General features: G+C 71.1%; 22 protein-coding genes. 9 read left to right on the top strand and 13 right to left on the bottom strand.

What is annotated here, in order from left to right; genetic code table 11:
* The first annotated feature begins 4 nt into the window (after positions 1 to 4).
* The 4 genes from KF708C_RS10580 (at position 5) to KF708C_RS10565 (ending at position 5,345) form a co-directional block, all read left to right on the top strand.
* Positions 5 to 496 carry a DUF6691 family protein gene (locus KF708C_RS10580; protein ID WP_231586431.1) on the top strand — a complete coding sequence of 164 codons (492 nt, stop codon included), beginning with the start codon at positions 5 to 7 and terminating at the stop codon, positions 494 to 496.
* Positions 497 to 540: 44 nt separating this feature from the next.
* Entirely contained in the window at positions 541 to 1,443 is a 903-nt protein-coding gene (locus KF708C_RS10575; protein ID WP_059411881.1) for a cation diffusion facilitator family transporter, read from the top strand.
* Between the two features lie 163 nt (positions 1,444 to 1,606).
* Complete coding sequence (locus KF708C_RS10570; protein ID WP_020202486.1) at positions 1,607 to 3,010, top strand: MFS transporter; 1,404 nt, start codon at positions 1,607 to 1,609, stop codon at positions 3,008 to 3,010.
* Between the two features lie 523 nt (positions 3,011 to 3,533).
* Positions 3,534 to 5,345 carry an OPT/YSL family transporter gene (locus tag KF708C_RS10565; RefSeq protein ID WP_059411728.1) on the top strand — a complete coding sequence of 604 codons (1,812 nt, stop codon included), beginning with the start codon at positions 3,534 to 3,536 and terminating at the stop codon, positions 5,343 to 5,345.
* On the opposite strand, the gene KF708C_RS10560 is transcribed toward KF708C_RS10565, so the two are convergent.
* Complete coding sequence (locus KF708C_RS10560; protein WP_059411727.1) at positions 5,342 to 5,650, bottom strand: high-potential iron-sulfur protein; 309 nt, start codon at positions 5,648 to 5,650, stop codon at positions 5,342 to 5,344. The genes KF708C_RS10565 and KF708C_RS10560 overlap by 4 nt on opposite strands.
* Before the next feature lie 250 nt (positions 5,651 to 5,900).
* On the opposite strand from KF708C_RS10560, the gene KF708C_RS10555 reads away from it, so the two are divergent.
* Both KF708C_RS10555 and KF708C_RS10550 read left to right on the top strand, forming a co-directional pair.
* A complete protein-coding gene (locus KF708C_RS10555) occupies positions 5,901 to 6,605 on the top strand; it encodes a hypothetical protein (protein ID WP_020202489.1) in 705 nt (234 codons plus the stop codon).
* A gap of 268 nt (positions 6,606 to 6,873) precedes the next feature.
* Complete coding sequence (locus tag KF708C_RS10550; RefSeq protein WP_155888032.1) at positions 6,874 to 7,146, top strand: hypothetical protein; 273 nt, start codon at positions 6,874 to 6,876, stop codon at positions 7,144 to 7,146.
* 22 nt (positions 7,147 to 7,168) lie between these two features.
* On the opposite strand, the gene KF708C_RS10545 is transcribed toward KF708C_RS10550, so the two are convergent.
* Positions 7,169 to 8,590: an aldehyde dehydrogenase family protein gene (locus KF708C_RS10545; protein WP_059411726.1), complete on the bottom strand. Its 1,422-nt coding sequence runs from the start codon at positions 8,588 to 8,590 to the stop codon at positions 7,169 to 7,171.
* 112 nt (positions 8,591 to 8,702) lie between these two features.
* Here KF708C_RS10545 and KF708C_RS10540 point away from each other — a divergent pair, with 112 nt between their 5' ends.
* On the top strand, positions 8,703 to 9,632 hold the full coding sequence (locus KF708C_RS10540; RefSeq protein WP_059411725.1) for a LysR family transcriptional regulator: 930 nt from the start codon (positions 8,703 to 8,705) through the stop codon (positions 9,630 to 9,632).
* A gap of 32 nt (positions 9,633 to 9,664) precedes the next feature.
* Here the strand turns inward: KF708C_RS10540 and scpA are convergent, their stop codons facing one another.
* The 9 genes from scpA to KF708C_RS10495 are packed head-to-tail and all read right to left on the bottom strand — an operon-like array spanning position 9,665 to position 18,387.
* Positions 9,665 to 11,794 carry a methylmalonyl-CoA mutase gene (gene scpA / locus KF708C_RS10535; RefSeq protein WP_059411724.1) on the bottom strand — a complete coding sequence of 710 codons (2,130 nt, stop codon included), beginning with the start codon at positions 11,792 to 11,794 and terminating at the stop codon, positions 9,665 to 9,667.
* A complete protein-coding gene (locus KF708C_RS10530; protein ID WP_059411723.1) occupies positions 11,791 to 12,615 on the bottom strand; it encodes a Pnap_2097 family protein in 825 nt (274 codons plus the stop codon). Before KF708C_RS10530 ends, scpA begins: the two co-directional genes overlap by 4 nt.
* 1 nt (position 12,616) lies before the next feature.
* Positions 12,617 to 13,906 (bottom strand): MSMEG_0569 family flavin-dependent oxidoreductase, encoded by a 1,290-nt coding sequence (locus tag KF708C_RS10525; RefSeq protein WP_059411722.1) that lies wholly within the window; start codon positions 13,904 to 13,906, stop codon positions 12,617 to 12,619.
* A gap of 59 nt (positions 13,907 to 13,965) precedes the next feature.
* Entirely contained in the window at positions 13,966 to 14,253 is a 288-nt protein-coding gene (locus KF708C_RS10520; protein ID WP_059411721.1) for an MSMEG_0570 family nitrogen starvation response protein, read from the bottom strand.
* A gap of 9 nt (positions 14,254 to 14,262) precedes the next feature.
* Positions 14,263 to 15,255, bottom strand: a complete 993-nt coding sequence (locus KF708C_RS10515; protein ID WP_059411720.1) for a sll0787 family AIR synthase-like protein — start codon at positions 15,253 to 15,255, stop codon at positions 14,263 to 14,265.
* Positions 15,252 to 15,797: an MSMEG_0567/Sll0786 family nitrogen starvation N-acetyltransferase gene (locus KF708C_RS10510; RefSeq protein WP_020202498.1), complete on the bottom strand. Its 546-nt coding sequence runs from the start codon at positions 15,795 to 15,797 to the stop codon at positions 15,252 to 15,254. The genes KF708C_RS10515 and KF708C_RS10510 overlap by 4 nt, the downstream gene beginning before the upstream one ends.
* Positions 15,794 to 16,873 carry an MSMEG_0568 family radical SAM protein gene (locus tag KF708C_RS10505; protein WP_059411719.1) on the bottom strand — a complete coding sequence of 360 codons (1,080 nt, stop codon included), beginning with the start codon at positions 16,871 to 16,873 and terminating at the stop codon, positions 15,794 to 15,796. Before KF708C_RS10505 ends, KF708C_RS10510 begins: the two co-directional genes overlap by 4 nt.
* Positions 16,866 to 17,882, bottom strand: coding sequence for a Nit6803 family nitrilase (locus tag KF708C_RS10500; RefSeq protein WP_020202500.1), 1,017 nt, complete (start codon positions 17,880 to 17,882; stop codon positions 16,866 to 16,868). Before KF708C_RS10500 ends, KF708C_RS10505 begins: the two co-directional genes overlap by 8 nt.
* Positions 17,883 to 17,904: 22 nt before the next feature.
* Positions 17,905 to 18,387 (bottom strand): MSMEG_0572/Sll0783 family nitrogen starvation response protein, encoded by a 483-nt coding sequence (locus KF708C_RS10495; RefSeq protein WP_020202501.1) that lies wholly within the window; start codon positions 18,385 to 18,387, stop codon positions 17,905 to 17,907.
* 400 nt (positions 18,388 to 18,787) lie between these two features.
* Here KF708C_RS10495 and KF708C_RS10490 point away from each other — a divergent pair, with 400 nt between their 5' ends.
* Both KF708C_RS10490 and KF708C_RS10485 read left to right on the top strand, forming a co-directional pair.
* Positions 18,788 to 20,179 carry an aminotransferase-like domain-containing protein gene (locus tag KF708C_RS10490; RefSeq protein WP_020202502.1) on the top strand — a complete coding sequence of 464 codons (1,392 nt, stop codon included), beginning with the start codon at positions 18,788 to 18,790 and terminating at the stop codon, positions 20,177 to 20,179.
* An 18-nt stretch (positions 20,180 to 20,197) separates the two neighbouring features.
* On the top strand, positions 20,198 to 22,630 hold the full coding sequence (locus KF708C_RS10485; RefSeq protein ID WP_231586430.1) for a DNA polymerase II: 2,433 nt from the start codon (positions 20,198 to 20,200) through the stop codon (positions 22,628 to 22,630).
* 27 nt (positions 22,631 to 22,657) lie between these two features.
* On the opposite strand, the gene KF708C_RS10480 is transcribed toward KF708C_RS10485, so the two are convergent.
* Both KF708C_RS10480 and KF708C_RS10475 read right to left on the bottom strand, forming a co-directional pair.
* Complete coding sequence (locus tag KF708C_RS10480; protein ID WP_020202504.1) at positions 22,658 to 24,232, bottom strand: DHA2 family efflux MFS transporter permease subunit; 1,575 nt, start codon at positions 24,230 to 24,232, stop codon at positions 22,658 to 22,660.
* A gap of 82 nt (positions 24,233 to 24,314) precedes the next feature.
* The gene (locus tag KF708C_RS10475; RefSeq protein WP_059411718.1) at positions 24,315 to 25,604 is read right to left on the bottom strand and encodes an HlyD family secretion protein; all 1,290 of its coding nucleotides are present in this window, start codon (positions 25,602 to 25,604) and stop codon (positions 24,315 to 24,317) included.
* Positions 25,605 to 25,648: the final 44 nt, after the last annotated feature.

Raw genomic sequence — 25,648 nt, 5'->3', positions numbered from 1 at the left:
GCCCATGACGACTCCCGATACCGCGTCCCACGGCGCCGCGCGCGTGGCTTCCCCGCTGTCCTCCCTGTTGTCGGCGCTGCTGGCCGGGCTGGTGTTCGGCCTCGGGCTGATCCTGGCCGGCATGGCCAATCCCGCCAAGGTGCTGGGCTTTCTCGACCTCGCCGGCGCCTGGGACCCATCCCTGGCGCTGGTGATGGGCGGCGCCATCGCGCTCGGCCTGGTGGCGTTCGCGCTGGCGCGGCGCCGCCGCGTGTCGCTGCTAGGGCTGCCGATGCGATTGCCAGGCGCGCGCGGCATCGATGCGCGCCTCGTCGGCGGCAGCCTGCTGTTCGGCGCGGGCTGGGGCCTGGCCGGCATCTGCCCGGGCCCGGCGCTGGTGCTGCTCGGCGCCGGCGCGTGGCAGGGCGCGGTGTTCGTGCTGGCCATGCTGGCGGGCATGATGCTGTTCGAATGGCTGGAGCGGCGCGGGCGGACTAGCGCCGCGCCGGCGCGATGAGCGCCGTGGGGCCCGGCGAGGGCCGCGCGAGGGCCGAGGCGCGCATGGCCGGCGAGCACGACGGCGCCGGCGCGCCGACCAGGACCGAGGAGGCGCGCCGCAGCACGCTGGTGAGCGTCGGCGTCAATCTGCTGCTGACCGGCATGCAGATGGCGGCCGGGCTGTTCGCCGGCTCGCAGGCGCTGATCGCCGACGCCGTGCACTCGCTGTCCGACCTGATCTCCGATTTCGTGGTGCTGTTCGCCAGCCACCACAGCCGCAAGGGCGCCGACGCCGACCACCAGTACGGCCACCAGCGCTTCGAGACCGCCGCCTCGCTGGGCATCGGCATCCTGCTGCTGGCGGTCGGCGTGGGCATGCTGTGGACGGCGGTGAGCAAGCTGGAGCATCCCGAGCTGATCCAGCCGGTCAAGGAGATCGCGCTGTGGGTGGCGCTGGGCGCGCTGGCGGCCAAGGAACTGCTGTTCCGCTACATGCTGGCGGTGGCCCAGCGCGTGCGCTCCGCCATGCTGGCGGCCAATGCCTGGCATGCGCGCTCGGACGCGGCGTCCTCGCTGGTGGTGGCGCTCGGCATCGGCGGCAACATGCTGGGCGTGCACATGCTCGACCCGATCGCGGCGCTGGTGGTCGGCCTGATGGTCAGCCGCATGGGCTGGAAGTTCTCGTGGGAGGCCATGCACGACCTGATGGACGGCGCCGTGGACGCGCAGACCGTGGCGGCGATCCGCGAGGCCATGCTCGGCACGCCCGGCGTGCACGGCCTGCACGGGCTGCGCACGCGCAAGATGGGCGACTTCGTCCTGGCCGACGTGCACCTGGAGATCGACGGCGCGCTCACGGTGGAGGCCGGCCACCACATCGCCCTCGAGGCGCGCCGGCGCGCGATGGAAGTGACCGACGTGCTCGACGTGATGACGCACATGGACCCGGTGCACCTGCCGCGCTGAGCCGCCCGGGGCGGGCAACGGCCGGCGCCGATGCCCGGTATCATGGCGCTTTCGCCCCGGCGCCAGCCCGGGCCGCCGCCAAGATCAACCCTCCCCGACGCCGGACGGCATCCCGCCAGTCCGTGCGCGCCAGTCCATGACAACCATGCAAAGCCAGTCTTCGATGAGATTCCTGCCCTATCTCGTCGCCGCCACCTTTTTCATGGAGTACCTCGACACCACCGTGATCGCCACGGCGCTGCCGCAGATGGCGCAGTCGTTCGGGGTCGGGCCGAACGACCTCAGCCTGGGCATGACCGCCTACATGCTGGCGCTGGCGGTGTTCATCCCGATCAGCGGCTGGATCGCGGACCGCTACGGCTCGCGCACCGTGTTCGGCGGCGCCATCGTGGTGTTCACGGTGGCCTCGGTGCTGTGCGGCGCGTCCAGCGGGCTGGCGGAGTTCACCGCGGCGCGCGTGCTGCAAGGCATCGGCGGGGCGATGATGGTGCCGGTGGGGCGCCTGATCGTGGTGCGCAACACCGACAAGCGCGACCTCATCAAGGCCATCTCCACCATCACCTGGCCGGCCATCGCCGCGCCCGTGGTGGGGCCGCCGATCGGCGGCTTCATCACCACCTATGCGTCCTGGCGCTGGATCTTCCTGCTCAACGTGCCGTTCGGCATCGCCGCGCTGGTGGCCACCTTCATGATGATCCGCAACGCGCGCGCGGCCGAGCGCAAGCCGCTCGACGTGATCGGCTTCCTGCTCGGCGGCGCCACCCTGACGCTGGTGCTGTACGGCACCGAGCTGGCCAGCCAGGACGGCGCCAGCCTGGCGCTGGCGGGCGGCTGCGTGGCGGCGGGGCTGCTGTCCGGCGTGCTGACCGTGCGCCACGCGGCGGGCCACCCGCATCCGCTGCTCGACTTCACCACGCTGCGCGTGCCGACCTTCTCCGTCACGGTCATTACCGGGTCGTTCACGCGCGTGGGCATCGGCGCGGTGCCGTACCTGATGCCGCTGCTGTTCCAGGTCGGCTTCGGCCTGTCCGCGTTCCGCGCGGGGCTGCTGCTGCTGGCCAGCGCGGTCGGCAACCTCGGCATGAAGGCGCTCACCACGCCCGTGCTGCACCGCTACGGCTTCCGCTCCACGGCGATCGTCAACACCGCGCTCGCCGGCGTGTTCATCGTGGCCTGCGGGCTGCTCACCTCGGACATGCCGCTGGCGCTGGTGCTGTTCGTGGTGTTCGTGTACGGCGTGACGCGCTCGATGCAGTTCTCCACGCTCGCCTCGCTGGCCTATGCCGACATTCCGCCGGCGCAGATGAGCGGCGCCAACACGCTGTGGAACGCCGCCCAGCAGATGACCATCGGCCTGGGCATCGCGTTCGGCTCGCTGTCGCTGCGCGTGGCCGCGGCGCTGCGCGGCGAGTCGGCCCAGCCGGGCGGACTGCCGCATTTCACGCTGGGCGATTTCCGCTGGGCCTTCCTGTTCGCCGGGGTGCTGACGCTGGTCTCGCTGATCGGCTACGTCCGCATGGCGCCGGACGCGGGGCGGCACCTGGCGGCGCAGCGCAAGACCGCCTGAGCGGGGCGCCCACGGCAGGTCCGGGCCGACCGGCGGGATCGCCGGCGCCATCGCCAGCAGGGCGTCGGCCTGGCGCCGGACCCGCGCGGCGATGGCGCGCGCCATGTCGCGTTCCGCGCCGGCGTGGATACGGAAACAAAGACTGCGCCTCGGGCTTGGCGCCAGTCATTTCGATCACCGGCCGCGGGCGCATGACAGACCGGGTATACATATCTTGACCAGGCAAATGATAATCATTATTATTTGGTGTCTCAGGTTTGTGACACGATCTGAGTCAGCAAATGGGTTTCCGGACACCGACGTGTCCGGATTTTTTTTTCGCCATGCGGATACCGCGTGGCGGCCGCGCCGCATTCCCTTCCCGCCATCCTTTCCTTCTTTCCGCCAGCCCGCCCATCCCCGCCGCGCGGCGTTGCGGTAGCATCGCTTCCAGCATCTCCCGCGTGACGGCGCCCACCGTGTTGCCGCCGTTGCCGTTCCACCCCCGCAGATCCGACCGACGCCAAGGCGCATGGGAAAGCCAATGACGCAAGCCACCGTTCCACCGCCCGGCGATGCCGTGCCCGCCGGCCGCCGCTGGGAGTGGCTGCCGGCGCAGGGCAGTTGGGGCTACTACGCGCTGCTCGGCGCGGTCGGGGTGCTGGTGCTGGGGCCGCTGGGCGGGGTCGCGGCGGCCTACATGAATTTCTCGCTCGGCTTCTTCGTGGGCGGGCAGGTGCTGGCCGGCATCCTGGGCTCGACCATCACCTACGGCTACGGCGCGCAGGGGCGCCACGGCGCCAACTACATCCAGACCATCGCCGCCTCGGTGGCCGGCATGAGCGCGATGGCGGTGGTGATCCAGGCGATGACGTGGATGGGCCTGCCGGAGCCGCCGCTGTGGCAGCTGATGCTGTACATGCTGTGCGTGGGCATGTTCGGCGTGGGCGTGGGCATGCTGTACACGCCGGTGCTGGTGGACCGCCTGCAACTGACGTTTCCGTCCGGGCTGGCGGTGGCCAACATCCTGCGCGCGCTGACCGATCCGGTGCTGCTGCGGCTTTCGGTCGCGCGGCTGGCCGGCGGCGCCGCGCTGGGCGTGGCCTGCGGCGTCGGCGCGGCGCGCGTGGCGCTGCTGGCGGCGGTGGACCTGTCGGCCTCGACCTTCGGCGCGGGCATGATCGTGGGCGCGCGCATCGGGCTGGCGGCGCTGGCGGCCGGGCTCGCGAGCCAGGCGCTGGTGCCGTATTTCATCTCGATCGGCTGGCTGGCGCCGGGCGACCCGTTCCGCAAGATCACGTTCCTGATCGCGCTGGGCATGATCATGGGCGCGGCGCTGGTCGACATGTCGCTGCTGCTGCGGCGCGCCTGGCGGCAGGGCCGGGCGGTCCGCGAGGCGCGCGCATCCCAGCCGCGCGCGCCGGGCGGCGCGTCATGGCGGCTGCTGGCATGGGTGGTGTTCTGGGGCGCGGCCATCGTCGCGGTGGGATCTGGCCTGCTGGGCCAGCCGCCGGGCTACCTGCTGCTGGCCGTGGTGCTGGTGTTCCTGTTCGCGATGGTCAACGGCATCTCGGTCGGCATGGTGGACCAGAACCCGATTTCCTCGGCCTTCGTGCTGTCGGTGATCCTGATGGCGGCGCTCGGCCTGAAGGACGCGCAGGTGGGGCTGATCGCCGCGACGGTGCTGCTGGTGTCCACCGGCCAGGCCTGCGACATGCAGCAGGACCGCTCCACCGGCTGGCGCCTGGGCACGGACCGCACCGTGCAGTTCCGCTTCCAGGTGGCCGGCATCGCCGCCGGCGCGGTGCTGGCGGTGCTGTTCGCGCGCCTGTTCATGCGCGCTTATCCCGAACTGGCGCTGGACCAGACCATGCTGGCCGCCGACGCGCAGCCGCACCGCTGGGCCTCGGCCATGACCTACAAGATCGTCGGCGCGCTGCGCGGGCTGGCGCAGGACCTGCCGCACCAGCGCACCGCGGTGGCGCTGGGGATCGGCCTCGGCCTGGCCACCGCGCTGCTGCGCCTCCTGGTCAGGTCGCGCGCGGGCTACCAGCGTCTTGTCGCGGCCGGCGGCAAGGGCCGCGTGCTCGATTTCCTGGTCGATACGGTGCTGCTGCCTTCGCCCTATGCGTCTTCGTTCGGCGGCTTCGTCAACCTGCCGACCTCGGCCTGGTTTGCCGCCGGCGGCGTGGTGGCTAGCGTGGCCGACGCGCTGCCGGGCCGGCGCGCGGCGGCGGACCCGCTGCCCGCCGACATGAGCACCACCTCGCTGGTGGGCGGCGGGCTGATCGCCGGCGATGCGCTGGCCGCGGTGGGGCTGGGCATCGCCGGCCTGCTGTTCACGGCGATGGGCTAGCCCTGTTCCCAGGCGCTGCACCAGCCCGCCGCGGCGACCTGCTTGTCGCCGAACAGCACGCAACTGCCGGTGGCCGGGCTGCTGCCTTCCTGGAACAACTGGCAATTGGCGCAGGTCTGGCTGGCCGCGTGCTTCGGGTACTTGGCCTGGTCGACCTTGCGGGTGTCCGCCTTGTAGCCGAGGCCGACGGCCTGCGGGTCCTGCTCGTCGAGCAGGGCCGCCGCGGCGGGCGCGGCGGCGGTGGCCGCCAGGCCCGCGGCCAGGGCGATCGGCACGGTCTTCAGGAACTCACGGCGGGAGGGCATGCTGCTTCCTTTTTCTGGCTGGAGGAATCGGGATCGCGGGTGGGTGATGCCGGCGGCCGCTGGCGGGAATTGTGTGTCGTGGGGAGGGCGGCGCGGCCCGCGTGCAGGATTGTGGCACAGCGCCCCGCGCGGTGGCTCGGCCCGCCGTATCTGTGGCAAACTCGCCGCTGCCTTCCGAATGCCACATCGTCGTCATCTTCTCCGTCTTCCGCCTCTTCCGCGTCTTCTCCCTTCCTTTCCTATCCACGCCATGACCGCTTCCACCAACACCGACACCCTGCGCCAGGCCCTGCAGGAGCCGCTGCCGCTGCAACTCTCGCCGCTGATGGGCGCCGGCTTCCTGGACGGCGCCGAGGCCGGCCGCTTCGCCATCTACACCGAACCGCCGCAGGCGCCGGGCCGCGAGGAAGTGCTGGCCGGGCTGCGCGCGCAACTGGCCGCGCAGGGCGGCGCGCAGGCCAGCGGCGAGGCGCTCGACAGCGACGACTGGGAGCCGGGCCAGGCCTTCGAGATGGACATGGACAGCGACGAGATCTGCGGACAGGTGCTGTTCTACCGCCTGATCCTCGCGCGCGACCTCGATCCCGTGGGCTATTGCGCGTTCGAGATCAATGCCGACGAAACCGGCGTGATCTTCGTCACGCTGGTGGAATCGTGGATCCGCGCGTCCTACGTCGCGCTGGGCGTGCAGCGCGGCTTCGTGCAGCAGATGGCCGGCGCGGTCTACGCGGTGCTGGCCGAACTCGACGCGCGCCTGCAGGCCGCGGGCGAGCACGATGCCGCGTTCGAGGTGCTGCTGGGGCTGGATGAGGAAACGGAGGACAACGGCGCCTTGCTGCACGCGCTGCGGGACACGCTGCGCGGCTGGACCGGCGCGGACGCCGCCGGCGACGCCGGGCGCGAGCCGCTGGGCATCGTGGCGGTCAACGTCTCGGTGATCGGCGCGGGCGCGTGATGGCGCGGCGGCGCGGCGGCATCCGCGAGCAGGGAACGCATCTTGCTTGACTTCCGCGGGCCGTCGCGGCAATGATTTCCCCGGCTTTGGGGATGGACAGATGCGGCGTGGCGCAGGGATTCCGCTCCCGGCGCCGCCAATATGCAATACGCAATATGCAGTACGCAACGCCGCAAGACGTGACGCGCACGCCATCGACGGACACACGTCGAGGCAACGCAGGAGAATCGTTTTTTTCGCAGCACCGGGGTGCGGGGAGTGCTTTGCAATGCGAAAAGACGAGATTCTTCTGCGAATGCGCCAGGGGGCCACGCTGACCCTGGCGGTCAATCCCTGGGGCGGGCGGATTCCCGCGGCGATACTGAAGCACCCGCCGTCGCTCGAGCACGACGTGCACATCGCCTGGTGGCAGATCCAGCGCCTGCTCGATGCGCAATTGCTGGCATTCGACGGTGCCACGCTTGAAAAATCCACATCCCTGCGGCTGACCCGGCTGGGGCTGCGGCAGGCCGGCGCCGAGGGCGCGCGCGACCCCGCGTGAGGCGCGCGCGCCGCCGCCGTGCTCAGGCCACGCCCAGCAGCGACTTGGGCTCCATGAACGCTTCCAGCCCGAAGGTGCCGTACTCGCGGCCGATGCCGGACTGCTTGAAGCCGCCGAACGGCGCGGCCGGCTCGTGCGCCAGCGTGTTGACCAGCACGCGGCCGGCCTCGATGCGCTGCGCCACCGCGCGGGCGCGTGCCGCGTCCGTGGACAGCACGTAGCCCTGCAGGCCGTAGCTGGTGTCGTTGGCGATGGCGATGCCTTCCTCGGTGTCGCCGTAAGGCAGGATCGCCAGCACCGGGCCGAAGATTTCCTCGCGCGCGATGGTCATGTCGTTGCGCACGCCGCTGAACACGGTCGGGCGCACGAACCAGCCGTCGCGCGTGCCCTGCGGGCGGCCTTCGCCGCCGGCCAGCAGCCGCGCGCCTTCGCCGATGCCGATGCGGATGTAGCGCTGCACGCGCTCCCACTGCTTCTGGCTGACCATCGGGCCGATGGCGGTCTCGGGGTCGCGCGGGTCGCCGCTGCGGATGCGCGCCACCTCCGCCACCACGGCCGCCTCGAATTCGGCCAGGCGCTGCCGCGGCACCAGGATGCGCGTGCCGGCGATGCAAGCCTGGCCGCTGTTCATGAAGCCGGCCTGCAGCGCCAGCGGCACCGCCTGCGCGAAGTCGGCGTCGTCGAGCACCAGCACCGGCGACTTGCCGCCCAGCTCCAGCGTGACGCGCTTGAGCGTGTCGGCGCCGGCGCGCAGGATGGCCTTGCCGACCGCGGTGGAGCCCGTGAACGACACCTTGGCCACGTCCGGGTGCGCGCTGATCTCGGCGCCGACCACCTCGCCACGGCCGGTCACGATGTTGAACACGCCGGGCGGCAGGCCCGCCTCGTGCAGCGCCTCGGTGATGATGCGGGTCTGCACGGCGCTCATCTCGCTGGGCTTGATGACGGCGGTGCAGCCGGCCGCCACGGCCGCCGCCAGCTTGCCGCAGATGAAGCTGCCGTTGCTGTTCCACGGCGTGATCAGCCCGGCCACGCCGAGCGGCGTCATGATGACGTCCGCCGTGCCCATGCGGCGCGTGAAGGCGTAGTCCTCCAGCACGCGGGCCGCCTCCAGCAGCACGCTGGCGGCATGCTGCGCCATCCAGCGCCCGCGCGACACCGGCGCGCCGTACTCCGCGACGATGGCCTCGAACAGCTCGTCCTCGCGCGCCTGCACCGCGGCGTGCATGCGCCGCAGCCACTCGATGCGCTCGGCCTTGCTGGTGCGCGAGAAGGCGGGAAACGCGCGGCTGGCCGCGGCGATGGCGCGCCTCGCGTCGTGCGCGTCGGCCAGCCGGACCTGGCCGCTGGGCGCGGCGGTGGCGGGGTTGTACAGGTCGAACCATTCCTCGCCGTGCGGGGTGACGAAGGCGCCGTCGATGTAGATCTGTTCGATGCGATGCATGGGAACTCCGGGAATGCGCAGGATGCGTAGGAACATGGGGCAGAAGATAAGCCCGCGGCATTGGCCGGTCTAGCCATATAATTCCGCACGAACTATTGAGCGATTTAGGACAATGCAGACTTCCGGACTCGGCGAGCTCGAAGGCGTGGCCGCGGTGGCGCGCCTGCGCAGCTTCCGCGCCGCGGCCACCGAGCTGGGCGTCTCCACCTCGGCGCTCAGCCATGCCATCGCCGCGCTGGAGGCGCGCATCGGCGTGCGGCTGTTCCACCGCACCACGCGCAGCGTGTCGCTGACCGAGGCCGGCGCGCAGTTCGTGGCCGGCATCGCGCCCGCGCTGTCGGCCATCCGCGGCGCGATGGAGCAGGCCGGCAGCCACCGCGACACGCCCTCCGGCACGCTGCGCATCAATACCTCGTCGGGCGCCGCGCGGCAGGCGATGCCGCTGTTCCTGGCGTTCCTGCGGCGCTATCCCGAGATGCGGCTGGACATCGTCACCGAAGGGCGCCTGATCGACATCGTGGTGGCCGGCTTCGACGCCGGCATCCGGCTGGCCGAAAGCGTGCCGCTGGACATGGTGGCGGTGCCGCTGGGGCGGCCGCAACGCTTCGCCGTGGTCGGCAGCCCGGCGTACTTCGCCGCCAACCCGCCGCCGCGCGCGCCGGCCGACCTGCTCGCGCACCGCTGCATCCGCACGCGCCTGCCGAGCGGCACGCTCTACCGCTGGGAATTCTCGCGCCACGGCGAAGCGCTCAGCGTGGACGTGCAGGGCGAGCTCACGCTGGACGATCCTTACCTGATGCTCGACGCGGCGCGCGACGGCATGGGCCTGACCTATCTCACCGAGTGGAGCGTGGCGGCGGACCTCGCCGCCGGCACGCTGGTGCGCGTGCTGGAAGACTGGACACCGCCGTTCGACGGGCTCAGCCTGTACTACCCGGGCCGCCGCCACGTGCCGGCGGGGCTGCGCGCGCTGATCGAGATGATCCGCGAGGACGCGCAGCCGGCGCCGCGGCGGCCGGGCAAGGCGCGCGGCAAGCGCTGAAGGCGGCGCGCCCGGTTAGCCGGACCGCAGGTTCAGAGGCTTTCGTGCAGCACGCGCGGCGGCGCCGCGTGTTTCGTGTCTGCCGCTGGCGCCGCAGTCTCCGCCACCGCGTCGGCGATCCGCACGGCGATCGCCTCCATCGGCGTGCCCGGCCCGAACAGGCCGCGCACGCCCAGCCCGAGCAGCAGGCGCGCGTCGGCGTCCGGCACGATGCCGCCGGCAAAGACCGGCGTGCCCGGTTGCCGCTGCGCCAGCGCCCGCAGGAAGCGCGGCAGCAGCGCGAGGTGCGCGCCGGCCAGCGTGGAGATGCCGATCGCGTCGTAGCCGCCGCGCGCGGCCTCGGCGGCCACGTCCTCGGGCTGCTGGAACAGCGGGCCGAGCGTGACGGCGAAGCCGGCGTCGGACAGCGCTGCGGCCACCGCCTTGGCGCCGCGGTCGTGCCCGTCCAGCCCGAGCTTGGCGATCAGCACGCGCGGCGCGCGGCCCAGCCCGGCGGCCAGCGCGCGCACGCGGGCGCAAGCCTGTTCCCAGGCGGCGTCCGTGTTGCCCGCGTTGCCCGCGTTGCCACGCGCGCTGCCATATTCGCCGGCGGCGAACACCGGGCTGGCCCGATGGCGCGGCCAGACCTGCTCCAGCGCCGCCGTGCATTCGCCCACGGTGGCGCGGCAGCGCATGGCCTCGATGGCGAGCGCGAGCAGGTTGCCGCCGCCGTCGCGCGCCGCCGCCGTCAGCGCGGCCAGCGCGCGTTGCAGCGCCGCCGGGTCGCGCGCCTGCTTCAGCACGGCCAGGCGCTGCGCCTGCGCGGCCTGCACGGCGCGCCCGTCCACCATGAAGCAGGCCGGCTCCTCGTCCGGCCCGCGGAACTGGTTGACGCCGATGATGGCCTGCTCGCCCGAGTCGATGCGGGCCTGCGTGCGCGCGGCGCCGCGCGCGATCATGGCATGCACCCAGCCCGATTCGAGCGCGGCGAGCACGCCGCCGCGCGCCGCGATCTCGGCCATCAGCGCGCGCACGCGGCGCGCCACGTCGTCGGTCAGCGACTCCATCATGTAGGAGCCGGCCCACGGGTCGGCCACCTCGCACAGGCCCATCTCGCGCTGCAGGATGAGCTGGGTGTCGCGCGCCAGGCGCGCGGCGTCGGCGCCGGGCAGCGCCAGCGCTTCGTCGTAGGCGTTGGTGTGCAGCGACTGGGTGCCGCCGAACACCGCCGCCATCGCCTCCACCGTGGTGCGCACCACGTTGTTGAGCGGCTGGCGCGCGGTCAGCGACCAGCCCGAGGTCTGGCAGTGCGTGCGCAGCGCGCCGGCGCGCGCGCTGGTGCCGCCGGCGGCCTGGATGATCTCCCACCACAGCAGGCGCGCGGCGCGCAGCTTGGCGATCTCCAGGTAGAAATCCTTGCCCACGCCGAAGAAGAAGCTCAGCGTGCCGCAGAATTCGTCCACGCCGATGCCGCGCGCGCGGATGGCCTCGACGTAGGCCTGGCCGTTGGCCAATGCCAGCGCCAGTTCCAGCACCGGGTCGGCGCCGGCTTCCTGGAAGTGGTAGCCGGAGATCGACATGCCGTTGAAGCGCGGCACGTGCCGCGCCAGCCACGCCACCACGTCGCCGGCGATGCGCATGGACGGCGCCGGCGCGAAGATCCACGCATTGCGGACCATGTACTCCTTGAGGATGTCGTTCTGGATGGTGCCGCTCAACTGGGCCAGCGGCACGCCGCTTTCCTCGCCGGCCACCAGGAACGCGGCCAGCACCGGCAGCACCGCGCCGCTCATGGTCATCGACACCGAGACGCGCTCCAGCGGGATGCCCGCGAACAGGCGCTTCATGTCCTCGACCGAATCGACCGCCACGCCGGCCATGCCCACGTCCGCCTGCGCCAGCGGGTGGTCCGAGTCGTAGCCGCGGTGGGTGGGCAGGTCGAACGCCACCGACAGGCCCTGCGCGCCCTGCGCCAGCGCGGTGCGGTAGGCGAGGTTGGAAGCGGTGGCGTCGGCGAAGCCGGCGTACTGGCGGATGGTCCACGGCTTGCCCGCGTACATGGTGCGGTGCACGCCGCGCACGAACGGCGCCTCGCCGGGCAGGGTGCCCAGATGGGCGATGCCGTCGAGGTCGGCGGCGGTATAGACGGCGCGCCGGGGCACGCCGTGGTGGCCGTTGCTCATCGCGTTCTCCAGTGCTTGCGCGTGACCACGTCGGCGATCTTCTCGCCGTCGCTGGCGCGGCGGATCTCGCACCAGTGCGCCAGCCCGCCGGGGCCGCTGTGCACGGCGCTGAACGATAATTCCAGCGCGTCGCCCAAATTGACGTTGCCGTGGAAGAACAGGTCGCGCTGCGACACCGCGGGCGGCTCCTCGAAGCGCTGCCACTGCCATTCGGCGCGGTCGACGATGGCCTGGAAGCTGGCGAAGTAGAGCAGGTCGGCGCCGTTGAAGTCGGTGTACGGGCAGGGCAGGTATTCGGCGGTGTGGCGCGCGGGCGCCAGCGTCTGCGCCAGCCCGAGGTGCGCGCCCCAGTCGCCCGCGCGGAAGCGCTTGGCCAGCGTCGCCATCTCGGCGGCGGCGGGCAGCGGCGCCTCGGGCGCGGGGCCGAAGGCCGCGCGCACCACCGAGCGGTTGTCGCGCTCGCGCTCGCGGCGGATGAAGGTGGACATCATCGTCACCTCGGCGCGGCGCGCCTCGCCCGCCATCACGCGGTGCGTGCTGTGGTGGCGCGCGCCGGTCACGCGCTGGAGCTCGCTGTCGATGGCGAATGCCGCGTGCTCGCCCATCGTCTCCAGCGCGGCCTCGCGCACGCGGATCGCCAGGAAGGCGGCGTAGGACTTGTGCCCCCCGGCGTCGCGGAACTCCGGCACGGCCTGCCCGGCCAGCGCGGCAAGGCCCTGCCAGTGCAGGTCGCCGCAGGTCTTGAGCAGCCAGTTCTCCGACAGCCCCGTGTACGACAACTGCGGCATGCCCGCCACGTAGTCGGTGCGAGCGCGGTGCATGTCAGGCCGCCAGCGCTTCTTCGCCGGTGCGCGCGGCGATCACCTTGCCGGCCAGGAACTCGGCGTCGCGCGCGATGCCGGAGAAGCGGCCCGAGCCCCAGGTGTGCAGCCACGGCAGGCCGAGGAAGTACAGGCCGGCCTGCGCGGTGACGCCGCGCACGTGGCCGGGATAGCCGCGGCCGTTGAAGACCGGCACTTCCAGCCAGCTGAAGTCCGGGCGGAAGCCGATGCACCAGATGATGCTGCCGATGCCGGCGCTGCCCAGGTCCAGCGCGGTGCGCTCGCCGGCGGGCCGCCACACCGGCTCGTAGACGCTGGCCGGCGGCGCCGCGATGCCTTGCTTCTCGATGTACTTGTCGATGCCGGCGTTGATGCGGTTGTAGGTGTCGTCGGCGTCCTGCAGGTTGGCCGCCAGGTTGGGCGCGAAGCGCAGGTGGCCGTCGCGGTAGTCGTCCAGCACGCCGTACAGTTCCATGCCTTCGCTGGCGAACTTGCGCAGGTCGATGTCGCGCCCGCCGTCGCGCCCGGTCACGTAGTGGTTGGTGTTGTCGCGCACGCCTTCGCGCAGCGGGTGCTCTTCCACCGGCATGTCGTAGTACTGCATGTCGGCCAGCCAGTCCACCACGTCGCGGCCGCGGTAGAAGCGCGCGCAGCGCGGCGCCTCGCCCACCGCCAGGTAGACCTTGCGCCCGGCCAGGTGCAGGTCTTCGGCGATCTGCGCGCCGGACTGGCCGGAGCCCACCACCAGCACCGCGCCTTCGGGCAGCGCCTGCGGGTTGCGGTACTCGGACGACTGGATCTGGCGGATGCCGGCCGGCAGCCGCTCGGCCATGCGCGGCACGATCGGCGCGTGATAGCCGCCCGAGGCCACCACCACCTGGTCGGCGGTGAAGTCGCCGTTCGAGGTGAAGACCTCGTAGCCGCCGTGCTCGCGCGGCCTGACGCGGCGCACCTCGGTGTGCTCGAGCACCGGCGCGTCGACCATGCGGATGAAACCGTCCAGATAGGCCTCGATCTCGTCCTTCTTCATGAAGCCGTGGGGGTCGCTGCCCCGGTACGGGTAGCCGGGCAGCGCGCATTGCCAGTTGGGCGTGACCAGGCAGAACGCATCCCAGCGCTGGTTGCGCCAGGTGTGGGTGATGGTGTGCTTTTCGATCACGAGGTGGTCGATCCTGGCCTGCTGCAGGTAGTAGCTCATGGACAGGCCTGCCTGGCCGCCCCCGACCACGATCACGCTGTAGTGCTTGGCGGCTGCCCCGCCGGGTTGGCTTGCGCCGAGAGTATTGGACATGATGGTTCCTTCGTAGATAGCGGTGATGCGCGAATGACTGGCGTGCTGCCCGGGCCGCGCTAGCGCCCGAAGCCGAGCACGCGCACGGTGGCGTCCGGCTGGGCGCTCCACCTGGCGGCGGTGTTTTCGATCTGCTCGAGCTGGTCCATCGCCGAGGAGCAGGCGTAGCCGTACTTGGCCCGCACGCGCTCGGAGGCGCTGCCCAGCGCCTGGCGCGCGCGCGCGAGGAAGTCCTCGAGCGGATAGTCCTGCCCGGCGGCGAAATACTCGGTGACGACCGACGAGGGCGAGTAGCAGGTGGCCTGGCTGTTGTCCGGCCATTGCACCCGGAAATGCGTGACTGGCATGGGTAGTCCTTATGCGGTGAGGGGGGCCGTGCCGCGCGGCACGATGAAGGCGTCGCTGGCGAAGTCCCACAGCACGGCGCGCTCGCCGTGCCGCTCGACCCGCACCGTGCGCGTGGCGTCGATGGCGCCGATGTCCGCGCACGCGATGCCGCGCGCGCGGAAGCGCGCGCCCACGGCTTCCACGTCCTGCTCGTCCACGGCCAGCAGGAAACCGAAGCTGGGGAAGGCGCTCAGCCAGCGCTGCGGGTCCACGCCGGGCGGGGCGGGGATGCGCGCGAGGTCGATGACGGCGCCCACGCCGGAGCACTCCAGCAGCATCAGCGCGGTGCCGAGCGTGCCGGCCATGCTGATGTCCTTGGCCGCGGCGCACAGGCCGTCCTCGGCCAGCGCCGGCAGGATCTCCAGGTCGCCGCGCAGGCGCTGGGCCGGCGCCTCGGTGGAGGCGTTCCAGTACGGATACGGCTCGACGAAGGCGCCGCGCAGGTCCACCGCCATCAGCAGGCGCTGGCCGGGACGCGCGGCGAAGCTGGAGAGCAGGCGCGTGGCGCGCCCGAGGATGGCCACCGCGAGCTGGGCCTGGTCGGCGCGGGCGTTGCTGTGCCCGCCCACGATCGGCACGCCGTAGCGCGAGGCCGCCGCCGCCATGCCCTTGAAGACCTCGGCGGCATCGTCCACGCCCTGGCTCCAGATCGCGTCGACCACCGCCAGCGGGCGCCCGCCCATCGCGCACACGTCGCTGATGTTGACCATCACCGCGCTGTAGCCGGCGAACCACGGCATGGTGCGGATGAAGTCGCTGACCATGCCTTCGATGGCGAACAGCAGGTAGCCGTCGCCGTCGGCGATGGCGGCGCAGTCGTCGCCCACGGCCACGGCCTGGTCGAGGTCGCGCGCGCCGCCGGGCAGGGCGCTGCCGAGCGAGGACAGCATGCCGGCGATGTCGGTCTTGTGGCCGAAGCCGCGGCTGGCGCGCTGCGCGCGCACGAGTTCGTCGAGCGTCATCGCGCGGCCCTGCCTTCGGCGACGAAGCCTTCGCGCGGCGTGTGGCAGGGCGGATACATGTTCAGGTCCGCCTGCATCAGGTGGTGCGGATGGCCGAGCAGTGTTTCTTCCGACAGCACGCTCCAGTGCAGGCGCCGGAACAGCGGCACGTTCTGGCTCTGCACGTGGGCCAGGAAGCGCTGGCAGCCCAGCGCGTTGGCGCTGCTCACGGCCAGGCGGATCAGCGTGGCGCCGATCTTGCCGTGGCGGCGGAAGGCCGCGTCCACCGCCAGGCGCGAGCCGAACCACACGCCGGGCTCGCTCTCGTGGATGCGCACGGTGCCGACCACCTGCTCCGGCTGGCCGGGCCGGGACACCACGGCCACCAGCAGCTGGGCCACGTCGTCGACGGCATCGCGGTCGTCGCCGGCGAAGATGCCCTGCTCGTCGCAGAACACCGCGCGCCGCAGGCGGTAGGCCTGCTCGCTTTCCCAGGCCGCGTCGGCCCAGCGCACGCGCAGGACCTCGGCGGCCGGCACTTCGACGCAGAGATCGGCTTTCATGCTGCCAGCCCTTCGTAGGACGACAGCGACGAGCAGGCGCCGCACTTGCCGCAGCCGGCCTTGATGTCGGCCGAGCGCATGCCGGCCGCGGCGACCATCGCGCCGAGCGGCTGCAGCACCGACTTCATGAATTCGGGCGTGGGCGCCGGGTGGTCTTCCAGCGGCGTGCCGGAGATCGGCACGAACGGCACCACGAACGGATAGACGCCGATGTCGAGCAGCTCGCGCGAGATCGACAGGATGGCCTCGGCGGTGTCGCCCAGGCCGGCGAGGATGTAGGTGCTGACCTGGCCGCGGCCGAACACCGCCACCGCGGCCTTGAACGACTCCATGTAGCGGGACAGCGGCACCGAGGCCTTGCCCGGCATGATGCGCTCGCGCACCGACGGCGTGACCACTTCCAGGTGCATGCCGAGCGTGTCGATGCCGGCCGCGCGCATGCGGCTGAACCAGCGGTCGTCGTCGGGCGGCTCGCACTGCGCCTGGATCGGCAGGTCGACCGCGGCGCGGATGGCGAACGCGCTGTCGCACAGGATGCTGGCGCCGCGGTCCGGCGTGGGCGGCGTGCCGGTGGTCAGCACCATGTGCTTGACGCCGTCGAGCAGCACCGCGGCGCGCGCCACCTCGGCCAGTTGCTCGGGCGTCTTGCGGGCGATGGTGCGGCCGGCCGCCAGCGACTGCCCGATCGAGCAGAACTTGCAGGTCTTGCGCCGGCTTTCGTAGCGGATGCAGGTCTGCAGCACCGTGGTGGCCAGCACGTCGGCGCCGTGCAGCGTGGCGATGTGCGAGTAGGGCACGCCTTCCATCGTCTGCATGGCGTAGAAACGCGGTGTCCTGGGAAAGCTGATGCTGGCGATCGGGATGGTGCCGCGCGTGAGCCTGACCGCGCCGCTCGCGTCGGGCGCGGAGGCGACGAACGGCGAATCCCAGGCCGTGCTGGTATGCACCGGCACCATGATGGTCACGCCGTCGATGGTCACCGCCTTGTGGTCCGACGGGCCCGCGCCGCCGCGGCGGCTGGCCGCCCCCGCGCGCGGGTCTTCCAGGCGCATGCCGACGGATTGAAGCTCAGTCATCAACTGCCGGCTCGAGGCCGGCGTCGTCTCGCTGGAGTGCATGTTGGGGGCTCCCGTTGAAGTTGGCGAATGCGGTGCTCATGGCCGAGACCGTGGTGGCCGGCCGGTCGTTGATGGCGAGGCTCAGCAGTTCGGGGCGCGCGTAGTGCCCCACCGAGTCCATCATGCGTTTGCGCTTGGTGATGAGCGACATGTCCAGGTCGGCGATCACCAGGCCTTCGCCCTCGCGCAGCGGCGTGGCGAGGTGCTTGCCCTCGGGCGAGATGATCGCGGTGTTGCAGCCGCCGCGCAGGGCCTTCTGCAGCTCCGGGTCGGTGGTCACGGAGGCGATCTGCTGCTCGGTCAGCCAGCCGGTGGCGTTGACCACGAAGCAGCCCGATTCCAGCGCGTGGTGGCGGATGGTGACTTCGATCTGGTCGGCGAAGACCGGGCCCACCAGCGAGCCCGGGAACTGGCTGCAGTGGATTTCCTCGTGCTGGGTCATCAGCGCGTAGCGCGCCAGCGGGTTGTAGTGCTCCCAGCAGGCCAGCGCGCCCACGCGGCCGACGGCGGTGTCGGCGACCTTGAGGCCGGCGGCGTCGCCCTGGCCCCAGATCATGCGTTCGTGGTAGGTGGGGGTGATCTTGCGGCGCTTGAGCACGAGGCGGCCGTCGGCGTCGAAGATCAGCTGGGTGTTGTAGATGGTGCCGTGGTCGCGCTCGTTGACGCCGAGCACCACCACCATGCCGTGCCGGCGCGCGCGCTCGGCGACGGCGTGCGTGACCGGGCCGGGTACCACCACGGCTTGCTCGTACAGGCGCATGTGGTCGGCGCCGGCCTGCACCGGCGGCCGCACGAAGGAAAAATACGGGTAGTACGGCACGAAGGTCTCGGGGAAGACGATCAGTTGCACGCCCTCCAGGGCGGCCTTGTCGATCGCCTCGCAGACCTTGCCGAGCGTACCCTCGCCGTGTTCGAGGTCCGGGGAGATCTGGACCGCGGCTGCGCGCACGATGCGTTTCTGTGACATGGTGATACCCGCCTCTCTGTGCTTAAACCGTCCAGGTGTCGATGATCAGCGCGTTCTCCTTGCGGTGCAGGAGCTTGAGGTCGAGCACGTCGAGCGGGTTGATCGGGCGCACGCCTTCGATCAGCGAGGCTTCGCCGTGGCCGTACAGCGCCTGCAGCGCGAAGCGGCAGGCGTAGACCTTGCCGCCTTCGTCCATGAACTTGGTGAGCTGCTTGTTGAAGTTCAGGTGGCCCGGGAAGGCTTCGTCGCCCAGCGTGGGGAAGCCGCGCTGCAGGCCCAGCGTGACGCCCGGGCCATACAGCAGGATCGAGGTCTCGAAGCCCTTGCGCTGCAGGCGGGTGGCCTGCAGCATGTTGACGAAGCCGATCGAGCCTTCGAAGGCCACGGTGTGGAAGGTCACCAGCGCCTTCTCGCCCGGCTCGGCCTTCACGTCCTCGAAGACCTTCTCTTCGTAGTCGACCAGGAAATCGCCCTTCTTGTGGGCCGGTTTGTTCACTGCGGGCATGTTTTTGCTCCAATTCGTTGGGGTTCAGTCGATCAAGCGATCCGTCGATCGATCGATCGGCCGGGGGGCCGACGTGGAACCTTGTGCAACCGGTATGCCATCCGCGCGGCATGGCCATGCGATCAATCTGCGATCTGGCAGGCGCAGCCGCATTGATCGCATCAGTGATCGGCAGCGATTCGCGCGCGGCGAGTACCGCGATTGCCACCTCGCGGCCACGCGCCGGCTGCCCGGAATGCACCGCGGCGCGGCCGGCGGGGCGATCGCATGCGCTCAATCGGTGCAATCAGGCTCGTTCACGCACCATCATGCTGCGCGAATTGATGCAATCAATATTGCTTGGGAAAAGCAATCGCTTGGTGCTAGCCTTGAGGCTCGAATCCAGCTACCGGAGCCCGCCTTGTCTGGCCTGACGAACCATTGGGAAAAGCGCATCGCAGAGAGTCCGAAACCGGCCTATCTGATGATTCCCGACCTGATCGAGGAGGCGCTCGCCAGCGGCCGCCTCCAGGCGCGCGACCGGCTGCCCGCGCTGCGCGACCTCGCCGACGCGCTCAAGCTCAACTACACGACGGTGGCGCGCGGCTACAACGAGGCGCGCAAGCGCGGCCTGATCGACACCAAGGCCGGCAGCGGCACCTACGTGCGCGGGCGCGCGCCGGCGCTGCCGCTGCGCGCCGGCACCGGCGCCGAGATGACCATGAACATGCCGCCCGAGCCGCCGGCGCTGGCCGCGCGGCTGCGCGAGTCGATGACGCGCCTGATGGGCGCCACCGATCCGTACACGCTGCTGCGCTACCAGGACTTCGGCGGCACGCCGGCCGACCGCGCGGTGGCCACCGGCTGGCTGCGGCGGCTGGTGCCGGCCTGCAGCGCGGAGACCGTGCTGATCGCGCCCGGCATCCACAGCGCGCTGGTGGCGCTGCTGTCGCAGTTGTCCCGGCCGGGCCAGGCGATCTGCCTGGACACGCTGGCCTATCCCGGCATCAAGGCCATCGCCGCGCAGCTCGGCGTGCAGCTGCAGGCGCTGCCCGGCGACGAGGACGGCCCGCTCGCGCCGGCCTTCGAGGCGCTGTGCAAGACCCAGAAGCCGGCCGCGTTCTACTGCAACCCCACGCTGCAGAACCCGAGCACGCGCACGATCCCGCAGCGCCGCCGCGAGATCCTCGCCGACATCGCGCTGCGCTACAGCGTGCCGATCATCGAGGACGACGCCTACGGCATGCTGCCGCACAGCGTGCCCGATGCGTTCGCCACGCTGGCGCCGGAGCTCACGTACTACGTGACCGGGCTGTCCAAGTGCTTCGGCGCGGGCCTGCGCATCGCCTTCATCCACGGCCCCAACGCGCGCCAGACCCAGCGCCTGGCCGGCACGCTGCGTGCCACCACGGTGATGGCCAGCCCGTTCAACACGCTGCTGGCCACCGCGTGGATCCAGGACGGCACCGTGGACGACATGCTCAAGGCGATCCGCGCCGAGAGCGTGGCGCGCCAGGCGATCGCGCAGCGCATCCTGGCGAGCCGGCCCTACGACGCCGATCCCGGCGGCTTCCACCTGTGGCTGCCGATCCCCGGCGAAAGCGTGTGGAGCCCGTCCGAGCTGGCGCTGCACCTGCGCTCGCGCAGCATCGGCGCGGTGTCCAGCGCGGCGTTCTCCACCGACGGCAACCCGCCCGACGCGGTGCGCATCTGCCTGGGCGGCCCGAGCGACCGCGACGAGGTGGAGGAATCCCTGCAGATCATCGCCGACACCCTGGACGACCCGCACCACCTGCACTCGGCCATGCTCTGAGGCGCCGGCGCCGGTAGAATGTCCGGTGGCCGCGAAGGCCGGATTTTCCAGGGCAGCGAAGGCAACGACAGGGTGGACCGACTACGACAACAGGGTTTTCTTCTGACCCGGCACTGGCGCGACACCGCGGCCGGCGCCGAGGTCGAGTTCTGGCTGGCGACCGACGACGGCCCGCGCCACGTCCGCCTGGCCCCGCAGCAATCGGTGGCCTTCATTCCGGCCGAGCACGGCGAGCGCGCCACGCAGGTGCTGCGCGGCGAGCGCGGCTTCGAGCTCAAGCCGCTGCCGCTGACCGACTTCCACCAGCGCCCGGTGCTGGGCCTGTACTGCCCGCAATACCGCCAGCTCGGCAAGCTGGAAAAGCTGCTGCGCGAATACGGCGTGGACGTCTACGAAGCCGACATCCGGCCCACCGACCGCTACCTGATGGAGCGCTTCATCAACGCGCCGGTGTGGTTCGGCGGCGAGCCGCCCGCGCCCGGCACCGCGGGCCCGCTGCGCAACACCCAGATGAAACCCGCGCCGGACTACCGGCCGCGCCTGAAGCTGGTCTCGCTCGACATCGAGACCACCGCCCACGGCGAGCTGTACTCGATCGCGCTGGAAGGCTGCGGCCAGCGCCAGGTGTACATGCTCGGCCCGCCCAACGGCAACGCCGACGGTATCGATTTCGACCTCGAATATTGCGCCAGCCATGCCGACATGCTGGAGCGGCTGAACCAGTGGATGGCGCGCCACGACCCCGACGTCCTCATCGGCTGGAACGTGGTGCAGTTCGATTTGCGCGTGCTGCAGAAGCACGCCGACCGCTACCGCGTGCCGCTGCGCTTCGGGCGCGGCGGCGGCCTGCTGGAGTGGCGCGAGCACGGTTTCAAGCAGGAGCATTATTTCGCCTCCGCCGCCGGGCGCCTGATCGTCGACGGCATCGAGGCGTTGCGCTCGGCCACCTGGAATTTCCCCTCGTTCAGCCTGGAAAGCGTGGCGCAGACGCTGCTCGGCGAAGGCAAGTCCATCGACAACCCGTACCAGCGCATGGCGGAGATCGACCGCCGCTTCGCCGAGGACAAGCCCGCGCTGGCGCGCTACAACCTCAAGGACTGCGAGCTGGTCACGCGCATCTTCGCCAGGACCGAGCTGCTGCACTTCCTGCTCGAGCGCGCCGCCGTCACCGGCCTCGCCGCCGACCGCAGCGGCGGCTCGGTGGCCGCGTTCAGCCACCTGTACATGCCGCTGATGCACCGCCAGGGCTACGTGGCGCCCAACCTCGGCGACGTGCCCGAGCAGGGCAGCCCCGGCGGCTTCGTCATGGACTCGCGGCCGGGCCTGTACGACTCGGTGCTGGTGCTCGACTACAAGAGCCTGTACCCGTCCATCATCCGCACCTTCCTGATCGATCCGGTCGGGCTGGTGGAAGGCATGCAGCATCCGTCCGACGCCGATTCGGTGCCGGGCTTCCGCGGCGCGCGCTTCTCGCGCGGCAAGCACAGCCTGCCGGCCATCGTCAGCCAGATCTGGCAGGAGCGCGAGGCCGCCAAGCGCCAGCGCAACCAGCCGCTGTCGCAGGCGCTCAAGATCATCATGAACGCCTTCTACGGCGTGCTGGGCTCGAGCGGCTGCCGCTTCTTCGACCCGCGCCTGGCCTCGTCGATCACCATGCGCGGCCACGAGATCATGCACCGCACGCGCGAGCTGATCGAGGCGCGCGGCTACGAGGTCATCTACGGCGACACCGACTCCACCTTCGTCTGGCTCAAGCACCCGCACTCGGAGCGCGACGCGCAGCAGCTCGGCCGCGCGCTGGTCGAGCACGTCAACCAGTGGTGGCGCGACCACCTGCGCGCGGCCTATGGACTCGAAAGCGCGCTGGAACTCGAATTCGACACCCACTACCACCGCTTCCTGATGCCCACCGTGCGCGGCGCCGAGCAGGGCAGCAAGAAGCGCTACGCCGGACTGGTGACGGACGAGCACGGCAAGGAGGAGATGGTGTTCAAGGGGCTGGAGACCGTGCGCACCGACTGGACCCCGCTGGCCCAGCGCTTCCAGCAGGAGCTCTACCAGCGCGTGTTCAAGAAGCAGCCCTACCGCGAATACGTGCAGGACTACGTGGCGCGCACGCTGGGCGGCGAGTTCGACGACCTGCTGGTCTACCGCAAGCGCCTGCGCCGGCCGCTGGAAGCCTACCAGCGCAACGTGCCGCCCCACGTGCGCGCCGCGCGCGCGGCCGACGAGTTCAACCAGCGCGAGGGGCGGCCGCTGCAATACCAGAACGGCGGCTGGATCAGCTACGTGATGACCACCGCCGGCCCCGAGCCGCTGGAGACGCGGCGCGGCGCGCTCGACTACGACCACTACCTGGAGCGCCAGCTGCAGCCGGTGGCGGATGCGATCCTGCCGTTTCTGGACGAGGATTTCTCAAGGCTGGTGACGGGGCAGCGGGATTTGTTCTGAGGCGGCGGAGAGAGGCCCGCGCACGCCTCAATGCGCCGCGGCCGCCGCGTCCGACATCGGCCCCTTCACCGGCCCTTTCACCGGCCGCGTGAGCCAGACCAGCGGCACGATCATCACGAAGATCACGCCCGAGATCCAGAAGATGTCGTTCAGGCCGAGCATGATCGCCTGCGCGTTGAGGCCGCGCTCGAAGTAGGCCACGGCCTGCTCGGGGCTGAAGTTGAGCGTGGACTGGATCGATGCGAGCGCGGCGTGGTAAAGCGGGCTGGTCGGGCTGGCCTGCTCGGCGAGCTGGCTGTGGTGCAGGACGCTGCGGTCGTTCCACGCCGTGCCGGCGATCGACGTGCCGGCGGCGCCGGCGAACACGCGCGCGAAGTTGGACAGGCCGGCGGCGGCGGGGATCTTTTCCGGGGGCAGGCCGGACAGGATGATGGAGGTCAGCGGCACGAAGAACAGCCCGGTGGGGATGCCCTGCAGCAGCGTCGGCAGTACCAGCGTCCAGGTATCCACGCCGGTGGTGTAGTGCGAGCGCATGAAGAAGACGGCGGCGAAGCCGAGGAAGGCGGCGGTGGCCCACACGCGCAGGTCGAGCCGGGGCAGGCACTTGCCGAGCACCGGCGTGAGCAGCACGGCGAAGATGCCCAGCGGCGCGGTGGCCAGCCCGGCGTTGACGGCCGGGTAGTTCAGGTACTGCTGCATCCATTGCGGCAGCAGCACGAGGTTGGCGAAGAACACCGCGTAGGCGACCGAGATGGCGACGGTGCCACCGAGGAAGTTGCGGCGCTTGAACAGGCGCAGGTCGATCACGGGGTTCTTTTCGGTCAGTTCCCAGATCACGAAGAAGGCGAAGCCGAGCAGGGCCACCACGGCGAGCGTGACGATCACCGGCGAGCTGAACCAGTCGAGGTCCTTGCCCTTGTCGAGCATGATCTGCAGCGCGGCGACCCACAGCACCAGCGCGCCCAGGCCGACCACGTCGATCGGCAGCTTGCGCGGCGGGGTCTCGCGGTCGCGGTAGATGGCCCAGGTCACGGCGGCGGCGAACAGGCCGACCGGGATGTTGATGTAGAAGATCCACGACCACGAGTAGCTGTCGGTCATCCAGCCGCCCAGCGCGGGGCCGGCGATGGGGCCCACGGTGGCGGTCATGGCCCACAGCGCGAGCGCGGTGGCGCTTTTTTCCTTGGGATACGAGCCGAGCAGGATGGCCTGCGAGAGCGGCACCAGCGGGCCGGCCACGGCGCCTTGCAGGATGCGCGCCGCCAGCAGCACGGTGAGGTTGGGCGCCATGCCGCACAGCCACGACGACAGCACGAACAGCAGGATGGCGCCCACGAACAGGCGGATCTGGCCGACGCGCTGGGTCAGCCAGCCGGTCAGCGGGATCGACACCGCGTTGGCTGCGGCGAACAGCGTGATGACCCACGTGCCTTCGTCGATGGAGACGCCGAGATTGCCGGAGATGGTGGGAATGGCCACGTTGGCGATCGACGAATCGAGCACGTTCATGAAGGTGGCCAGCGCCACCGCGAAAGTGGCCAGCACGAGCTTGCCGCCGGTCAGCGGCGGCGGTGGGGCGAGAGGTTGGGATTGGGCTTGCATGGGGCGCTCCGGCGCGGTCTCGGTGGATGCCGGCGGCTGGCCGGCATCTGCTGATAAGTCAGATAATTGCTCAAAAAAAAGATCAGACGCCTGCGCCGGGTTTCGCCGGGCGAGCCGCCTGCGTGACCTGCGCGCCGGGGCCGCTACCGCCGCTGTTGCCGTTGCTGCCGCTGTTCCGCGCCACGATGCGCGCGATCTCGCCGTCGGCTTCCGCGCCGTAGCGTTCGAACACGTCGGTCTTGTAGACGGTGCGGTAGCCGGTGCCGGCGCCGTCCGCGGCGGGCGCGAGATGCGAGCCGCCAGCGTTGCGGGTGTCGACGTCCACCTGCATCGACAGGCCGATCTGCAGCGGGTGCGCGCGCAGTTCCGCCGCATCGAGCGCGATGCGCACGGGCAGGCGCTGCACCACCTTGATCCAGTTGCCGGTGGCGTTCTGCGCGGGCAGCGCCGAGAACGCGCTGCCGGTGCCGGCGGAGAAGCCGACCACCTTGCCGTGGTAGGTCACGCCGCTGCCGTACAGGTCGGCGTGCAGCGCCACCGGCTGGCCGATGCGGATGTTCTTGAGCTGCACTTCCTTGAAATTGGCGTCGATCCACACGCCGTCGAGCGGCACGATGGCCATCAGCGGGTTGCCGGGCGCGACGCGCTGGCCCACCTGCACCGAGCGGCGCGCCACGTAGCCGGCCACGGGCGCGGGCAGGCTGTTGCGCGCGTTGGCGAGGTAGGCGTCGCGCACCCTGGCCGCGGCGGCCTGCACGCTGGGGTGGCTCGACACGCTGGCCTGGTCGGTCAGCGCGCGGTTGGCGGCGAGCTGCTGGCGCGCGGTCTCGAGCGCGGCGGCGGCGGTCTTGACGGCATCGCGCGCGTGCGCCACGTCTTCGGCGGCCACGGCGCCGCTCTCGCTGACCTCGGTGCGGCGGCGCAGGTCGTCGCGGGCACGCGCCAGGTCGGCCTCGCGCTGGGCGATGGTGGCGGCGAGCACGCCGTTGTTGACGTAGAGCGCGCTGACCTGGCGCACGGTCTGGCCGAGCACGGCCTCGGCGTTGGCCAGCGCCACGCGGGCATCGGCCGCGTCGAGGCTGACCAGCGGCTCGCCGGCCTTGACGATCTGCGTGTCGTCGGCGTTGACCGCGATCACGGTGCCGGTGACTTGCGGCGTGATCTGGACCAGGTTGCCGTTGACGTAGGCGTCGTCGGTGTCTTCGTGGAAGCGGGCCACGGTGTAGTAGTAGGCGCCCCAGCCGGCGGCGGCCAGCGCGGCGGCGAGGCCGAGCACGGCCAGGGAGCGCCTGCGCGCGTTGGCCGCGGGCCGGGCGGCGGCGTGCGGGTTGTCTTGCCGGGGGCTGGGTTCGGTCTGGTTCTGGGTAGTCATGGCGGCACCTGTGTGCGGAAGTCGCGGTGAAATGGGGTTGAAGA

Origin of the sequence: Cupriavidus basilensis (assembly GCF_000876015.1) — a bacterium.
GTDB classification, from domain to species: Bacteria; Pseudomonadota; Gammaproteobacteria; order Burkholderiales; family Burkholderiaceae; genus Cupriavidus; species Cupriavidus basilensis_B.
The sequence above is the reverse complement of the archived record's forward strand: the minus strand, read 5'-3'. Positions and strand labels throughout refer to the sequence as shown.

Coding starts and splice junctions, on each gene's coding strand:
- KF708C_RS10580 (WP_231586431.1), top strand. CDS start 5: ATGACGACTCCCGATACCGCGTCCCACGGCGCCGCGCGCGTGGCTTCC.
- KF708C_RS10575 (WP_059411881.1), top strand. CDS start 541: ATGGCCGGCGAGCACGACGGCGCCGGCGCGCCGACCAGGACCGAGGAG.
- KF708C_RS10570 (WP_020202486.1), top strand. CDS start 1,607: ATGAGATTCCTGCCCTATCTCGTCGCCGCCACCTTTTTCATGGAGTAC.
- KF708C_RS10565 (WP_059411728.1), top strand. CDS start 3,534: ATGACGCAAGCCACCGTTCCACCGCCCGGCGATGCCGTGCCCGCCGGC.
- KF708C_RS10560 (WP_059411727.1), bottom strand. CDS start 5,650: ATGCCCTCCCGCCGTGAGTTCCTGAAGACCGTGCCGATCGCCCTGGCC.
- KF708C_RS10555 (WP_020202489.1), top strand. CDS start 5,901: ATGACCGCTTCCACCAACACCGACACCCTGCGCCAGGCCCTGCAGGAG.
- KF708C_RS10550 (WP_155888032.1), top strand. CDS start 6,874: ATGCGAAAAGACGAGATTCTTCTGCGAATGCGCCAGGGGGCCACGCTG.
- KF708C_RS10545 (WP_059411726.1), bottom strand. CDS start 8,590: ATGCATCGCATCGAACAGATCTACATCGACGGCGCCTTCGTCACCCCG.
- KF708C_RS10540 (WP_059411725.1), top strand. CDS start 8,703: ATGCAGACTTCCGGACTCGGCGAGCTCGAAGGCGTGGCCGCGGTGGCG.
- scpA (WP_059411724.1), bottom strand. CDS start 11,794: ATGAGCAACGGCCACCACGGCGTGCCCCGGCGCGCCGTCTATACCGCC.
- KF708C_RS10530 (WP_059411723.1), bottom strand. CDS start 12,615: ATGCACCGCGCTCGCACCGACTACGTGGCGGGCATGCCGCAGTTGTCG.
- KF708C_RS10525 (WP_059411722.1), bottom strand. CDS start 13,906: ATGTCCAATACTCTCGGCGCAAGCCAACCCGGCGGGGCAGCCGCCAAG.
- KF708C_RS10520 (WP_059411721.1), bottom strand. CDS start 14,253: ATGCCAGTCACGCATTTCCGGGTGCAATGGCCGGACAACAGCCAGGCC.
- KF708C_RS10515 (WP_059411720.1), bottom strand. CDS start 15,255: ATGACGCTCGACGAACTCGTGCGCGCGCAGCGCGCCAGCCGCGGCTTC.
- KF708C_RS10510 (WP_020202498.1), bottom strand. CDS start 15,797: ATGAAAGCCGATCTCTGCGTCGAAGTGCCGGCCGCCGAGGTCCTGCGC.
- KF708C_RS10505 (WP_059411719.1), bottom strand. CDS start 16,873: ATGACTGAGCTTCAATCCGTCGGCATGCGCCTGGAAGACCCGCGCGCG.
- KF708C_RS10500 (WP_020202500.1), bottom strand. CDS start 17,882: ATGTCACAGAAACGCATCGTGCGCGCAGCCGCGGTCCAGATCTCCCCG.
- KF708C_RS10495 (WP_020202501.1), bottom strand. CDS start 18,387: ATGCCCGCAGTGAACAAACCGGCCCACAAGAAGGGCGATTTCCTGGTC.
- KF708C_RS10485 (WP_231586430.1), top strand. CDS start 20,198: ATGTCCGGTGGCCGCGAAGGCCGGATTTTCCAGGGCAGCGAAGGCAAC.
- KF708C_RS10480 (WP_020202504.1), bottom strand. CDS start 24,232: ATGCAAGCCCAATCCCAACCTCTCGCCCCACCGCCGCCGCTGACCGGC.
- KF708C_RS10475 (WP_059411718.1), bottom strand. CDS start 25,604: ATGACTACCCAGAACCAGACCGAACCCAGCCCCCGGCAAGACAACCCG.